This is a genomic window from Novosphingobium sp. HNCC26BN242, from assembly GCF_057180525.1.
The window spans coordinates 410,053-425,132 of record NZ_JBXUGM010000001.1; the positions used below are offsets into that span (position 1 = coordinate 410,053).

At 63.3% G+C, this 15,080-nt stretch carries 10 protein-coding genes; 4 read left to right on the forward strand and 6 right to left on the reverse strand.

The window, feature by feature from the left end:
- The first annotated feature begins 131 nt into the window (after positions 1-131).
- Positions 132-428 carry a GIY-YIG nuclease family protein gene (locus tag AC2A1F_RS02005; protein ID WP_484207103.1) on the forward strand — a complete coding sequence of 99 codons (297 nt, stop codon included), beginning with the start codon at positions 132-134 and terminating at the stop codon, positions 426-428.
- 212 nt (positions 429-640) lie between these two features.
- On the opposite strand, the gene purC is transcribed toward AC2A1F_RS02005, so the two are convergent.
- On the reverse strand, positions 641-1,426 hold the full coding sequence (gene purC / locus AC2A1F_RS02010; protein WP_292629959.1) for a phosphoribosylaminoimidazolesuccinocarboxamide synthase: 786 nt from the start codon (positions 1,424-1,426) through the stop codon (positions 641-643).
- 247 nt (positions 1,427-1,673) lie between these two features.
- Between purC and AC2A1F_RS02015 the strand changes: the two genes are divergently transcribed.
- Positions 1,674-3,878 carry a dehydrogenase E1 component subunit alpha/beta gene (locus AC2A1F_RS02015; protein WP_484207104.1) on the forward strand — a complete coding sequence of 735 codons (2,205 nt, stop codon included), beginning with the start codon at positions 1,674-1,676 and terminating at the stop codon, positions 3,876-3,878.
- A gap of 256 nt (positions 3,879-4,134) precedes the next feature.
- Entirely contained in the window at positions 4,135-4,596 is a 462-nt protein-coding gene (locus AC2A1F_RS02020; protein ID WP_484207105.1) for a low molecular weight protein-tyrosine-phosphatase, read from the forward strand.
- A gap of 7 nt (positions 4,597-4,603) precedes the next feature.
- Here AC2A1F_RS02020 and AC2A1F_RS02025 read toward each other — a convergent pair whose 3' ends face one another.
- The 4 genes from AC2A1F_RS02025 to AC2A1F_RS02040 form a co-directional block, all read right to left on the reverse strand.
- Positions 4,604-5,584, reverse strand: coding sequence for an NAD(P)H-binding protein (locus AC2A1F_RS02025; RefSeq protein ID WP_484207106.1), 981 nt, complete (start codon positions 5,582-5,584; stop codon positions 4,604-4,606).
- 45 nt (positions 5,585-5,629) lie between these two features.
- Complete coding sequence (locus AC2A1F_RS02030; RefSeq protein ID WP_484207107.1) at positions 5,630-7,513, reverse strand: AMP-binding protein; 1,884 nt, start codon at positions 7,511-7,513, stop codon at positions 5,630-5,632.
- A 120-nt stretch (positions 7,514-7,633) separates the two neighbouring features.
- On the reverse strand, positions 7,634-9,307 hold the full coding sequence (locus AC2A1F_RS02035; protein ID WP_484207108.1) for an MFS transporter: 1,674 nt from the start codon (positions 9,305-9,307) through the stop codon (positions 7,634-7,636).
- 18 nt (positions 9,308-9,325) lie between these two features.
- On the reverse strand, positions 9,326-10,708 hold the full coding sequence (locus AC2A1F_RS02040; RefSeq protein ID WP_484207109.1) for a DcaP family trimeric outer membrane transporter: 1,383 nt from the start codon (positions 10,706-10,708) through the stop codon (positions 9,326-9,328).
- A gap of 276 nt (positions 10,709-10,984) precedes the next feature.
- Between AC2A1F_RS02040 and AC2A1F_RS02045 the strand changes: the two genes are divergently transcribed.
- Entirely contained in the window at positions 10,985-11,608 is a 624-nt protein-coding gene (locus tag AC2A1F_RS02045; protein WP_484208147.1) for a response regulator transcription factor, read from the forward strand.
- On the opposite strand, the gene AC2A1F_RS02050 is transcribed toward AC2A1F_RS02045, so the two are convergent.
- Positions 11,582-14,947, reverse strand: coding sequence for a PAS-domain containing protein (locus tag AC2A1F_RS02050; RefSeq protein WP_484207110.1), 3,366 nt, complete (start codon positions 14,945-14,947; stop codon positions 11,582-11,584). The genes AC2A1F_RS02045 and AC2A1F_RS02050 overlap by 27 nt on opposite strands.
- Positions 14,948-15,080: the final 133 nt, after the last annotated feature.

The window sequence follows — 15,080 nt, forward strand, 5'->3', positions numbered from 1 at the left end:
AGGACGAGCGGGGTGGGGAGATCCAGGAAATCACAACAGCTGCCAACCTCGATTTGGAAAACCGACCGATCCCACCAAATCCGCTCATCCTGAGCCTGTCGAAGGATGTGTTCTCACGCTAGACTTTTGTCATGGCCTTCTACGCTTACTTGCTGCGCTGCCGTGACGGGTCATACTATGCTGGCCATACCGATGACCTCGAAATGCGGTTTGCACAGCATCAGTCCGGTGCATTCGAAGGTTACACTTCCACCCGGCGACCAGTCACGCTGGTATGGTGCGAAACTCTCCCGACCCGCGATGAGGCCTTTGCCGCCGAGCGCAAGATCAAGGGTTGGAGCAGGGCCAAGAAGGAAGCTCTGATCGCGGGCGATTGGGCGCGAGTTAGCCTTTTGGCGCGCAACAAGCAGGGAGTTGATAAAACGTAAGGTGGGCTGGCGTCCTTCGACAAGCTCAGGATGAGCGGAATTGGGGGAAGTTTGCCCGTACATATTTCGCTCATGCTAAGCCTGTCGAAGCATGCGGCGTGGTGCGGGCATCCTTCGACAAGCTCAGGATGCGCGGGGTGGGTGACAGAGGCACAAACAAAAACCCCCTCCGTTGCCGAAGGGGGCTTTGTATTTCGCGCAAGGCCAAAACCTTACTTCTTCCCGCGCAACTTCCGATGCGCGCCAAGGTCGAACACTTCGCTTGGGCCGCCATCGTTTTCCAGCAGGCCCAGACGCCGCGCGACTTCCTGATAGGCTTCTTCTTCGCCGCCCAGATCGCGGCGGAAGCGGTCCTTGTCGAGCTTTTCGCCGGTGGTCATGTCCCACAGGCGGCAGCCGTCGGGGCTGATTTCGTCGGCGAGGATCACGCGGCTGTAATCACCGTCCCAGATGCGGCCGAATTCAAGCTTGAAGTCCACCAGGCTGATGTTGATCGCTGCGAACATGCCGCAGAGGAAATCGTTCACGCGGATGGCCATGCTGGAAATGTCTTGCATTTCCTCGTTGCTGGCCCAGCCGAAGCAGGCAATGTGCTCTTCAGCGATCAGCGGATCGCCCAGCGCATCGTCCTTGTAGTAATACTCGATCAGGGTGTGCGGCAGCGGCTCACCCTCTTCGATGCCGAGGCGCTTGGAGATGGAACCTGCGGCGATATTGCGCACGACCACTTCGATCGGGATGATTTCGGCCTGCCGCACCAGCTGTTCCCGCATGTTCAGGCGGCGGATGAAGTGGGTGGGGATGCCGATGTGAGCAAGGCGGGTGAACACATACTCGCTGATGCGGTTGTTGATCACGCCCTTGCCATTGATCGTGCCACGCTTTTGCGCGTTGAACGCGGTGGCATCATCCTTGAAATACTGGATGATCGTGCCCGGTTCGGGACCTTCGTAAAGGATCTTGGCCTTGCCTTCGTAGATCTGGCGGCGACGAGACATCATCGTGTTTCCTGCGCGGCGCCGGGCGTTAAGTCCCGGCCGGAATTACAAAACCCCGGCAGCGGTGGAGGCGAATCCATCGCAAGCGCCGGGGCGTTCTTCTCGCCCATAGGCCAACATGGGCCAAAGTGCAATTGCGGTGGGGTGGGCTGCCCCGGGCATGCTTCAGGCCACCATCGCGCGGGGGTTTCCTTTCCGGGCGGGCTGCGCTTAGGATAGGCATTCGTTACGAAGGAAACCATCTGCCATGTCGCTTGATGCCGCCGAACAGGTCCACCGGCAATTCCTGGAGGCGCTAGAGAGCGGGACGGTGCGGCGCAGATCGAACCTCGGACTAAAGGACGTAGGGTTGGCTGCGGACAGGGCCGCAGCGTTGTTCCGCTCGCAAGCTTTGTCGCGCCAACTGGACCGGATGAGCCGCAAGCTGCAGGCGCGGGGTGAGGGGTTCTATACCATCGGGTCATCGGGGCATGAGGGCAATGCGGTGCTGGCCGAAGTGCTGCGCACCGATGACATGGCGTTTCTGCATTATCGCGATGCCGCGTTCCAAATCCACCGCGCACACCGCGTTCCGGGCGAAAATCCGGCATGGGACATGCTGCTGAGCTTTACGGCCAGCATGGACGATCCGATTTCGGGCGGGCGGCACAAAGTGCTGGGATCGAAACGCCTGTTCATTCCGCCGCAGACATCGACCATTGCCAGCCATCTGCCAAAGGCGGTGGGCACCGCGTTTTCCATTGGCATTGCGCGACGGATGGGGTGGAGCGACACGGTACTGGCCAAGGATGGCGTGGTGCTGTGCAGCTTTGGCGATGCGAGCGCGAACCATTCGACCGCGCTGGGGGCAATCAACACCGCGTGCTGGGCGGCGTTTCAGGGCACGCCCATGCCGATCATTTTCCTGTGCGAGGACAATGGCATCGGCATTTCCACGCGCACGCCGCCAGGCTGGATCGCGGCGAACTTTTCCACGCGCGCCGGGCTGACCTATATCGCCTGTGACGGGTGCGACCTGATTGACACTTATGCGGCTGTCAGACGCGCCGAGGAGGTGGCACGGCGCGAGCGCAAGCCGGTGTTCCTGCACATGCAGACGGTGCGGCTTTACGGCCATGCGGGGAACGACGTGCAGCTGGCCTATCGTTCGAAAGACGAGGTGCGCGCCGAGGAAGCGCGCGATCCTTTGCTGGCGAGTGCGGCGCTGCTGATCGAGGAAGGGGTGATGACGGCGGCGGAGGTGCGCGCGGTCTACGACGGGATCGAGGCCACGCTGGAACAGCAGGTGGAGCAGGCCATTGCGCGGCCCAAGCTGCCCGATGCGACGGCGGTAATGGCGAGCATCGTTCCGCCCCGGCGCGATGGTGTGGAGCGTTCATTGGCTTCGGCGGAGGACCGCGCGACGCTGTTTGCCGACGATGCGGGCGCGATGGATAAGCCGCAGCATATGGCCAAGCTGATCAGCTGGGCGCTGGCCGATCTGCTGTTACAATATCCGAGCGCCGTGGTGTGTGGCGAAGATGTGGGGCCGAAGGGCGGGGTCTATGCCGCCACGCAAAAGCTGCATGCGCGGTTTGGGTCGGCGCGAGTGATCAACACCTTGCTCGATGAGCAGGCCATTCTGGGGCTGGCGATTGGGGCGGCGCACAACGGGTTGCTGCCGCTGCCGGAAATCCAGTTCCTCGCCTATGTCCACAATGCCGAAGACCAGATCCGGGGGGAGGCGGCGACATTGTCGTTCTTTTCCAATGGGCAATTCACCAATCCCATGGTCGTGCGGATTGCCGGGCTACCCTATCAGAAGGGCTTTGGCGGGCACTTCCACAACGACAATTCGCTGGCCGTGTTTCGCGATATTCCGGGCGTGGTGCTGGCCGTGCCATCGAACGGGCGCGATGCGGTGGCGATGCTGCGCGAGTGCGTGCGGCTGGCCCATGAGGAGCAGCGTGTGGTCGTGTTTGTCGAGCCAATTGCGCTCTACATGACGCGCGATCTGCATGCGCCGGGCGATGGGCTGTGGGCCAGTGTCTACCAGCCTCCCGGTGAAGGCGCGATTGGCTTTGGCGAAATCGGGATTGCGGGCGAGGGAACGGACCTCGCAGTGGTAACATATGGCAACGGGTTTTACCTATCCTTGCAGGCGCAGAAGCTTTTGGCTGAGAAGGGTGTGACCGTCCGGGTGATCGATTTGCGCTGGCTGGGGCCGGTGAACGAGGATGCCATGCTGGCGGCGGTTGCGCCGTGTTCGCGCGTGTTGGTGGTGGACGAATGCCGCATCACCGGCGGGCAGAACGAGGCGCTGATGGCGCTTCTGGCTGAGCGTGTGCCGGATAAGGCGATTGCGCGCATGGCAGCGCAGGACAGTTTCATCCCGCTGGCGCGCGCGGCGACGCACACTCTGCCGAGCCGGGACGGGATTGTGGCCAAGGTTTTGGCGATGATGTGCAGGTGAGCGCCTCTCTCCAAACCCCGCTCATGCTGAGCTTGTCGAAACATGTGGCGCTGGGCTGGCGTCCTTCGACAGGCTCAGGACGAGCGGGGTGGGGAATCTGCTCATAGCCTTAAGTGCAGTGGGGGTACTGGCAGGTGCGGGACAGCCTTAAAGGACTGGACATCGTGTCACGTAACATGTTCTTTTTTGGTCTGATTAGGGTCCATCTGTGAGCGAATCTGCCCAGAAGGTCCGACCAAAAAGGTTTCGTGATCCCGTGATTCAACCATCAGTTTTGTTCGTTTGCCTTGGAAACATCTGCCGTTCGCCGCTGGCCGAAGCGGCACTGCGCGCCCGGGCGGTGACGGCGGGGGTGGCGATTACCATTGATTCTGCCGGAACCGGGGATTGGCATGCTGGCAGCCCGCCCGATCCGCGCGCGATTGCGCTGGCGCGCAACAACGGCATCGACATTTCCAGCTATCGTGCGCGGCAGGTTACCGAGGCGGATTTCCAGAAGTTTGGCCACATCTTTGCGCTTGATCCGCAGAACCTGAAAGACCTGCGCCGGATCGAACCTTCGCGCCATTCTGCTGAAGTGCGGCTGCTGATGGACCTTGTGCCCGGGCGCAAGGGGACCGCGGTGATGGACCCCTATTACGGCGACGAGCAGGACTTTGAGGAAACCTGGGCGGATGTCTGTACTGCAGCCGATGCGCTGGTAAGGCGCTTCGGCTGACGCCAGCTCAGAACACGGCGTGATCGCCGCGTTCGGCGCTGGCGGTGCCATCAATTACGGCGCGGTAGTGGTCGAACAGCGTGTCTTCGCCAGTCGAAGGCGTGGCCGCAGCATCATATTGCCCGGTGACAGGATCAAGCACGAGCATGGATTCGCTAGCGTAATAGCGACCAATGCGCGCGAGTTCAGCCTTGGTGGCAAGGCCCGGAACAATCTTTCCGAACAGGCCCAGCGCACCGCCGATGGTATCCAGCAGCGCCAGCGGGACCGAGCGGAAGCGGGGTGGTTTGCCCAGCATCGCAAACAGCGCTTCGCCCTGCTGGCGCGGGGTGATTGCATCGCCGGGGCCACCGATGGGCAGGATGCGGTTCCAGCGGGTTTCGTCGGTGATGCAGCCAGTGATGAATTCCGCAAGATCGCGGTCGCTGATCGGTTTGCAGGCGGTCAATTCGCCATCGCCGAAAATCAGGAACGGGCGGCCATTGCGCACGCGCTCGATCTGGCCCGACAGCGATTTGAAGAACGCGGTGGGGCGCACGATGCTGTAGCGCAGGCCCGAGGCGATGAGGGCGGCTTCGAACGCCAGCTTGGCATGTTGAAACGCCAACAGCGGCTTTTGCACGCAAATGGCCGAAAGCAGGATGAAATGGTCTGCGCCTGCGCGCTTTGCGGCGTTGAGCAAATGCAGGTTGGCGACGTGATCGACCGCCCATGCGTCTGCCGGAACGCCGGTGCGTGAGGCGATGCAGGAGATGACCACGTCGCACTGCTCAAGGGTGAGATCGAGGCCAAGACTAGCCTCGATCACTGTCGTACCGGCAAGCGTAGCGGCGTGTTTTGCCGCCGATCCGGGACGGACAAGGCAGGTCACGGCGTGGCCATCTCGCAGCAGGGCGGCTACCGTGGCACGGCCAATTGTGCCGGTGGCTCCGGCCACGCAGACGCGCCGTGGTGCCGGGTTTGCCGCAATGTTCATGCTGTCTGTCATCACCGTTCAGTGTGCCAGAACGCGGTGCAGGAGCAAGTCTCGCAGTCAGACTGGTGCGTGATGGTGGACCAGTGCGTGCAGCGCTTCGGGCACGGCGGGATCATCGATGGTGGGCGGGGTCACCCATTCCTCGCCATTGACGATCTTGCGCAGCAGGTTGCGCAGGATCTTGCCCGAGCGAGTCTTGGGCAGGCCCTTGGCGATGTAGGCGGTCTTCAATGCGGCAACCGCGCCCAGTTCCGCGCGCACGGCGGCGATAACGCGCTTTTCCAGCGTGTCGTCGGCTTCGAAGCCTGCGCGGGGCACGACGAAGGCGATGGGGACCATGCCCTTGATCGCATCGTCTGCGCCGATCACTGCGCATTCGGCCACGCCATCGGTGGCCGCAACGATCTGCTCCATCTGCCCGGTGGAGAGGCGGTGGCCCGCGACGTTGATGATATCGTCGGTGCGGCCCATGATGTGGACGAAGCCTTCATCATCAACAAAGCCTGCATCGCCGGTTTCATAGTAGCCATCGAAGGTGGCGAAGTTTTTCGCGTATCCGGCATGGTTGTTCCACAAGGTGCGGAATGCGCCGGGGGCGAGCGGGGTCTTAATGGCGACCGATCCGCTTTGGCCAGCGGGGAGGGGGTGTCCCGCTTCATCAAGAATGGCAAAGGCATAGCCGGGGACGGGAAAGCCTGCGCTGCCGCGTTTGCGGCGCACGTCGCCCAATGCAAAGCACGATGCGGTGGCGGGCCAGCCGAGTTCGGTTTGCCACCAGTGATCGATCACGGGCAGGCCGGACTTGTCCTCAAGCCAGCCGATGGTGTCAGGATCGGCGCGTTCGCCTGCAAGGAACACGGCCTGGCATTGGCCTGTGCCGATTTCGGCGAGGAAGTTGGCCTCCGGGTCTTCCTTGCGGATCGCACGGATCGCGGTGGGGGCGGTGAAGAAGGTCTTCACGCCATGCCGGGCAATCACGCGCCAGAACGTGCCGGGATCGGGCGTGCCGACGGGCTTGCCTTCGAACAGCACCGTCGTCGCGCCGACCAGCAGCGGGGCGTAAACGATGTAGCTATGGCCCACGACCCAGCCAACGTCCGAGGCCGCCCAGAACACGTCGCCGGCGCCGATGCCGTAGATGTTGGTCATCGACCACGCGAGCGCGACGGCATGGCCACCGTTTTCGCGCACGACGCCTTTGGGGGTGCCGGTGGTGCCCGATGTGTATAGGATGTAGAGCGGATCGTCCGATGCGACCGCCACCGGGGCAGGCACTGGGTCGTTTGCGGTGGCGGCGCGCAGGGCCGCCCAATCGTGGTCGTAGGTGTCGTTCAGGTTTGCGGGCATGCGCTCGCGCTGATGAACGACCACGCTTTGCACCTGATGATGGGCAAGCTTCAGCGCCTCATCCACCATCGGCTTGTAGGCAAGCGTGCGGGTGCCTTCGATGCCGCACGAGGCGGTGAGGAGGACTTTGGGCGTGGCATCGTCAATCCGCTTGGCCAGTTCGAGCGGGGCAAAGCCGCCGAACACCACCGAATGAATCGCCCCCAGCCGCGCGCAGGCGAGCATGGCAAAGACGGTTTCGGGGATCATCGGCATGTACAGGATCACGCGGTCGCCCTTGCCGACGCCCAGCGCGGAAAGCATGGCGGCCACGCGGCCGGTCTCTTCGAGAAGTTCGGAATAGGTGATGCGGCGGACTGTATCGGTGACCGGACTGTCATGGATCAAGGCCACCGCATCCCCGCGACCCGCCGCCACATGGCGGTCAAGGCAATTGGCGCAAGTGTTGAGCGAGCCACCGGGGAACCAGCCTTGCGCATCGCTGAAGGTGGCTGAGGGCTGCACGGCCCAGTCAATCGCTTTGGCCGCTTCGCCCCAGAAAGCGTCTCGGTCAGCGATGCTGGTTTGCCATGCCCGGTTGTAGGCTTCGCTCATGTCCCTAATCCATTCCTGATATTGGCTGGCGCAGCCGTTTGCGGGGAGGCACTTCTGCGCCAGCCAGACTTTGGCAGGCGGCCCCGGTTGGCCCGGAGCACGCCGCCTTGGTCATTGGTTTTAATCGATGCTGCGCTTGTAGGTTTCGGGCAGGAAGAACAGGCCGAACACGCAAGTGGCAGCGGCCACGATCACCGGATACCAGAAGCCGTAGTAGATATCCCCGTTGGCCGCGACCATGGCAAAGCCGATGGCCGGGAGCAGGCCGCCGAGCCAGCCATTGCCGATGTGGTAGGGCAAGCTCATCGAGGAATAGCGGATGCGGCTGGGGAACAGTTCGACCAGCATCGCTGCAATCGGACCGTAGACCATGGTCACCAGCAGCACGAGGTAGAACAGGATCGCCACGACCAGCGGCTTGTTGATCTGGTCCGGGTCAGCCGCAGCGGGATAGCCGACTTTGGCAAGATCGCTGGTGACCTGCTTGGTGAAGGCGGCGATGGCAGCTTTCTTGTCGTCACCGGTCACTGTGGCCGGATCAGGCGCAGTCAGCGTCATGCCGCCGATCTGGACCGAGGCGAGGGTGCCTGCGGGGGCTTCGACGTTTTCGTAGTTTACCGCCGCTTTGGCCAGCGCATTTTTCACGATATCGCAGCTGGTCGTGTCGAACTTGTTGCCGCCCACCGGATCGAACTGTGATGAACATTCGGAGGCATCGGCAGTCACCTTGACCGGCGCGGTGGCAAGGGCGCTGGCAAGGGCCGGGTTGGCGGCCACGGTCAGCAGCTTGAACGCGGGGAACAGGGTGAGTGCGGCCAGTGCGCAGCCGGTGAGGATGATCTTCTTGCGGCCGATCTTGTCAGACAGCCAGCCGAAGAACAGGAAGAACGGCGTGGCAAGCGCCAGCGCGATGATGATCAGCATGTTGGCGGTGAGGCCGTCAACTTTGAGCATCTTTTCAAGGAAGTACATCGCATAGAGCTGTCCGGTGTACCAGACCACGGCCTGGCCTGCGATGGCGCCGAAGAACGCGATCAGCACGATCTTGACGTTGCCCCATTCGCCAAAGGCTTCGCGCAAGGGGCGCTTGGACGATGTGCCTTCGTCCTTCATCTTCTGGAAAACCGGCGATTCATGCAGCTTCAGGCGCAGCCACAGGCCAATGGCGAGGAACAGGCCCGAAAGCAGGTAGGGAATGCGCCAGCCCCAGTCCTTGAACGCTTCCTCGCCCACGCCGGTCACCGGCGAGCGTACGAGGATGACGATCAACAGCGCCATGGCAAGGCCTGCGGTGGCGGTGATCTGAATCCAGCTGGTGTACAGGCCGCGCTTGTTCTGTGGCGCGTGTTCGGCAACATAAGTCGCCGCGCCGCCATATTCGCCGCCAAGGGCAAGGCCCTGAAACATGCGCAGCACCACCAGCATGATGGGGGCCGCAACGCCTGCGGTTTCATAAGTGGGCAGGCAGCCGACGAGGAAGGTGGACAGGCCCATCACCAGCAGCGTTATGATGAAGGTATAGCGCCGCCCCACGATGTCACCAATGGAGCCGAACACCAGCGCGCCGAACGGGCGCACGATGAACCCGGCGGCAAACACCAGCAGCGCCATGATGAACGATGTGGTGGGGTTCAGCCCAGTCAGGAACTTGGCCGCGATGATCGCGGTCAGCAGACCGTAGAGGTAGAAATCGTACCATTCGAACACCGTGCCGAGCGACGATGCAGTAATGATCAGTTTTTCGTTGTGCTTGACCGGCTCTTTTATCGGCACGGTGCCTTCAAAACTTGCCATCGGGCCTCTCCCCTTGTTTTAGAACGTGTACTTCGCGGCCATTTCGACGCGATCCATTGTGCCGACCAGTCCGCTGGCAACTTCGCGCACGGCATGGCGGTATTCGATCCCGAAATCGAGATTGCGCACCGGCGACCAGAACAGGTTGGCGGCAACGCTCCACGCCTCGACATTGGCAAGCCCGGGTTGCGGGATGCTATCGGGATAATCGGCATGCTGATAGCCCGCCATGAAGGTGGAGCGCAGTGTGTCGGTCCAGCCCAGCTTGACTGAGGCCCACCCTGCGACATTGCTGACCAGATTGAGCCGGTCGGCCACGGCGCGGTCATAGATGGCATCGGGGGCAAAGCCGACGGTAAAGTACCGCCCGATGCCGCGCCCGGCCGAGGCTACAAAGCGGAAATCGTGGCGCAAGTCCGGCCCGAACAGCAGCTTGCCGCCCACCGTGCCGCCCCAGCCGAACGCATTGTCACCCGCGCCTGCGCCGTGCACGGACACACTGCGGGCTAGGCCTGCGATGTGCAGTTCGGCGGTTTTGCTCTTGAACGCCAGCTTGGCGATCAGATCGGGCATACGGTCCTGATCGTTATCCACCATTGCGGCGGAAGTTGAGGTCAGCGTTTCAGTCTGCGGGTTTTCCGCTGCGAGATAGAGATCCAGCCCGCCGCCCAGTGGCTGGCGGTATTGCACCATCATCTGCCGCACGAAAATAGAACCGTCCATCGGGCCAACGAAATCGGTGCTTTCGGGCAAGTGTGCCGGGTTCTGGAACGTGGTCCATTCCTGCCCGATCAACAGGTTGCCATAACTGATGAACCCGCGCCGGAACGTGGGGGTATAGGCATTGGTCGCGCGCTGTGCGCCCAGCGGCGCGGCGGCGAGGGCAAAGTCAAACTCGACGTGGCCTTTCAGCGCCTTGCCCGCAACCGGTGTGCTGGTGGAGAAGAACAGCCGGGTTTGCCGGGCATGGCCGATCACATCGGTGCTGGCCGCGCCGCCGACCGGGATCTGCTGCGGCAGGAAGAATTCCTTGCCGAGCGATCCGCTCGCCAGCTCGCCATTGCCAAAGCGGGTGGCGCTGCCGACGACCTTCACAAAGCCACCCATCTTCCATGTGGTGCCACTAACTTTGAAGCCATCGGGCTGCGGGGTTGCTTCGATCGCCGCAAGCTTTGCCGTGGCGGCATCGGCCTTGGTTTCTGCGGCGCGGGCCACGGCGAGGGCTTGCGCATTGTCGGGAGTGCTAGCCCGTTCCGCGCGGGCCTGCTGCAGATCGGCCTTCATCGTGGCCATTTCGGCCTCAAGCCGCAGCAGGCGTGCTTCCAGTTCAGCTTCGCGGCTGGCAGGGGCCGCGGCCAGCGCCAAGGCTGGAAGGCTTAAACTGGTTGCAGCAAGCAGCAAGGACAGTTTCCTTGCGATTGATCCCGACATATCCCTCTCCCGGTGTGCGGCTTCGCACTTTCCGAAAAGCAGGTTCTGTCAGATCGCGCCGTCCAACCAGCGGGCGATTGGTCTGAGATATGCGACCAAAGTCTGACGTCCATGTCGTTCCGGTTTCGCGCAAGTTGGGGTGAAACACCGGTGGACGCGGGGCTTGCCGATCCTGCGCTGATGGATAAGCTGGATGGCGGGGGGCGACATCCGACCAATGAACGAACGTCGCCAAAAGGGAGAGCCGTGAGCGAGACGATCCTGATCGCAGACGATCATCCATTGTTCCGGCAAGCTCTGGCGCTGGCAGTGGCCAATGCCGCGCCAGGCGCGCGCGTGGTCGAGGCCGGAACGCTGACGGCTGCAGCGCGCGCAGCCAGCGATGCGCCGGACCTCAAGCTGATCATGCTCGATCTGAAAATGCCCGGTGCCATTGGCTATTCGGGTATTGCGCTGCTCCATGCCGAACGGCCTGATGTGCCGATCCTGGTGGTGTCGAGCGCGGAAGGGGCCAAAGTGGCCGAAGAAGCGCGCGCGTTTGGTGCGGTTGGTTTCTTGCGCAAGGACGTGGACCTTGCCCGGATCGAAGATGCCATCCGCGTGGCGCTAGGTGGACGGTCAGCGGCGGTTGCCAGCGATGAACCCGTTGAACAGGTGCGCCGCGAAGTGGCTGGCCTTACGCCCACGCAGCTGAAAGTTCTGCTCGAAGTACTGGATGGCAAGCTGAACAAGCAGATTGCCTTTGATCTTGGCATGAGCGAGGCGACGGTGAAGGCGCACATGACCGCGATCATGCGCAAGCTGGACGTGCAGAACCGCACGCAGGCAGCGCTTATTGCGCGCTCACTCGGGCTCGACTTGCGCGGTTGAGGGCACAGCGGCACTGGCGAGAAACGCGGCAAGGGCAGCGGGATCGGCTGGTTTTACGAACAAGGGCACACGCCGCATCCTCAGCCGGTTGCGCAAGGCCGGGCCGCCCTCGGCACTGATCATCGCAATTACCAGCGCCGGATTGCGCTGCCGCGCCTGATCGATCAACCGCAACCCGTCCTCGCCCTGATCGAGGTGATAGTCTGCCAGCAAAACATCGACGTCGGCCACATGGCCCAGCGCCTCCTCGCCGCTGCGCACGCCGATGGCCTGGTGACCAAGGCCTGCAATCATGGCCACTGAAGCATCGACGATGTCCTGTTCGTTATCGACCACCAGCACCCGCACGGGCCGGGCCAGCCCGGTATCTGAAACAGGCATTGGCACCTCGGCGCGGGTTTCGGGCATGGCTTGGGCGGGCAAGGATACGCTGAACCGGCTGCCGCTTCCTTCGCGTGAGGCAAGGGTGATGCGAGCATCAAGCAGCCGCGCGATGCGCTCGACAATGGCAAGGCCCAGCCCAAGCCCTTCGGCCTCCACCGCGCCCAGCCGCGTGAATTCGCCAAAGATCTCGCGCTGCCGGTGCGCCGGAATGCCCACGCCGCTGTCGATCACATCGATGCGCAGATCGGCCCCGCGCTGCCGCACGCCGATCACCACGCCGCCGTGCGTGGTATAGCGCAGCGCATTGGTCAGCAGGTTTTGCACGATGGAGCGGAGAAGGCCGGGATCGGTCCGCACGGCACCGCGCAACGGCCCGGTGCGCAAGGTGAGGCCCTTTTCTTCGGCTAGCGGGCGCAGCGTTTCCACCAGTTCACCGATAAGCGGCGCAAGCATCACCGGTTCAGGACTGGGCTGAATGCCGCCAGCGTCCAGCTTCGAAATATCCAGCAGCGCGCGCAGCAGCGCTTCGGCGGACAGGATCGAACGGTCGATCCGCCCAGCCAGTTGCTTGTCGCGCCCCTCCAGATTGCGGTCCAGCGCCGAGGTGAACAGCCGCGCGGCATGGAGCGGTTGCAGCAGATCGTGGCTGGCGGCGGCCAGAAAGCGCGTTTTTTCGTGCGTGGCGGCGGCAAGGCGCTGGTTCACTTCGCTCAGTTCACTGGTGCGGGCGGCCACGCGCTGCTCCAGCCCTTCGAGCGTGCGGTTCAGCTCCGCCCGGACGCGCGCTTCTTCGGTAATATCGGTAAACGAGGTCAGGTAACCGCCGCCCGGCATCGGCCCGCCCACCGATTTGATCACGCGGCCATCGGCGTGGACGCGCTCCGATTCATAGGCCCGGCGCGCGCGCAAGTGGTTGAGCCGCTTGTCCACTTCGGCTTCCACCGGGCTGGCAAAGTTGCCGCGCTGCACATTGAAGCGGATCAGATCGGCAATCGGCACGCCCACCCGCACCAGCCCGGGCGGATAGCCGAACAAATCGACATAGCGCGCGTTCCACGCCACCAGATTGAGATCGGCATCGATCACGCTGACGCCCGATTGCAGGTTTTCGAACGTGGCGGCCAGCAACTGGCGCGAAAAGCCCAGCGATTGGCCCCCTTCATCCAGCAGCCGCGTGACATCGTCGACCGTCATCTGACCGCCTGCCAATGCCGATGCCACCAGCGCGCGGGCCGATGAACTGCCCACCACGCTCGAGATCAGCTCTCGCGCCAATGCTGCGGTTTGACGATCAACGGGCTGGGCATGACGGGCGGGCGGAAAAACTTGCGCCGCGCGTTCCTCGCCCACAAAGCGGGCGGTCAGCGCTGCCAGATCGCCCAGCGTGCCGCCTCCGCGCCCACCTGCAAGCAGCCTCGGACTGCGCGGCACTGCCCCTTTGCGGGCGCGCACCAGTGCCAGCACGGCAAGGTTGGCGGCAAGGCTCCACCCCACCCCGTGCACCAGCGGGGTGGCGCTGCCGATCCCGAGCAGGCGCACCGGATCGAACAGGGTGCCCTCAAGCCAGATCAGTACCGGGCGCGGGAGGATAGGGGGCAAGGCCAGTGTATAGAGCCACAGCGCAAGACCCATCAGCAGGCTGGCGCGCGCAGCAAGGGGATCGTGCCCCGGCGATGACAGGCCCAGCAGCAGGTGCGGCACGAACTGCACCATCGCGGCAAAGGCCACCAGCCCGATGGATGCCAAAGAGCGCGAGGGATCGACCAGCAAGGCCCAGAGCAGCGAAAGCCCGACGATCCCGACTATCGCGCCGCGCCGAACGATCAGCATGCGGCGGCCCAGCTCCCCTGCTTGCGCCCCGCTTTCGTTCCGCAGCACCGCCGGGAAGATCAGATCGTTGGATACCATGATGGCCAGCGCCGTGGCATCTACGATCACCATCGCCGCACCCGCGCTAACCCCACCCAGCAATGCCACCACTGCGATGGGGCCGAAGCCTGCGCTGCCCGGCAGCAGCAGCACGAACCGATCAGGCGATGTGCCCTCAGGCAGCGCCACCAGCCCGGCCAGCGCAATCGGCACGACCAGCCCGGCCATGGCCAGGATGTAGACTGCCAGCCCCACCCGCGCGCGGGGCAGATCGCGCGAGGAGTGCGCCTCGGCCAGCCCCATGTAGAACTGGCGCGGCAACACGATGATCGCAAAGGCCGAAATCAGCGCGATCACGAACGTCTCAAGCGTCACGTGATCAGGCGCGAACTGGCGGCCGATGGCGCGGGTGGCGGTGGCGAGGGCGGCGGTATCGGCCTGTGTCAGCACCACCACCGCCACCAGCCCTACCAGCGTAAGTGATACCAGCTTTATCAGCGATTCCAGCGCGATGGAAAAGACCAGCCCTTCGCTGCGCCCGGCAATCTCATAGCGCCGCGCGCCGAACAGGATGGCAAACAGCGCCAGCACCACGGCGCTGCCGATCATCACTGGCACTGCCACGTTTTGCGCTGAAGATGTGGCAATGGCCGTCCCGATGGAGCGCAATTGCAGCGCGATATAGGGCACCGTGCCGCACAGCGCGATCACCGTGATGATCCGCGCCACGCCCGGATCATGGCCAAAGCGGGCGGCAATGAAATCCGAAATCGTCGATGCCCGCTCGCGCTGCACCTCTTCGGCCAGCCGCGCAAAGAACGCAGGCGCCGCCAGCAGGAACAGCGCGGGTGCCAGATAGATGGGCAGATAATTCCACCCCTCGCTGACCGCAGTGCCCACCGCGCCATAAAACGTCCAGCTGGAACAATAAACGCCCAGCGCCAGCGTATAGGCCCCATGCCGCAGCCGCGCCTGCGACCGCCAGCGGAAGGCCCCGCGCTCAATCGCGGCGGCCACGCCAAACAGCACCGCAAACAGCGCCAGCGCCAGCATTGACGCCATCAGGCCGGCAAGTTCAGCGCTCATTTGGACACCATGGCCACGGTTTGGCGCGGGTCAAAAGGCGCGGCAAGGACAATCTGGATCCACTCTCGCCACAAGCAAGTCCGGCCTCGATAAGGGCTGGAACAGGAGTGCAGAAGGAAGCATGCAAACTCAG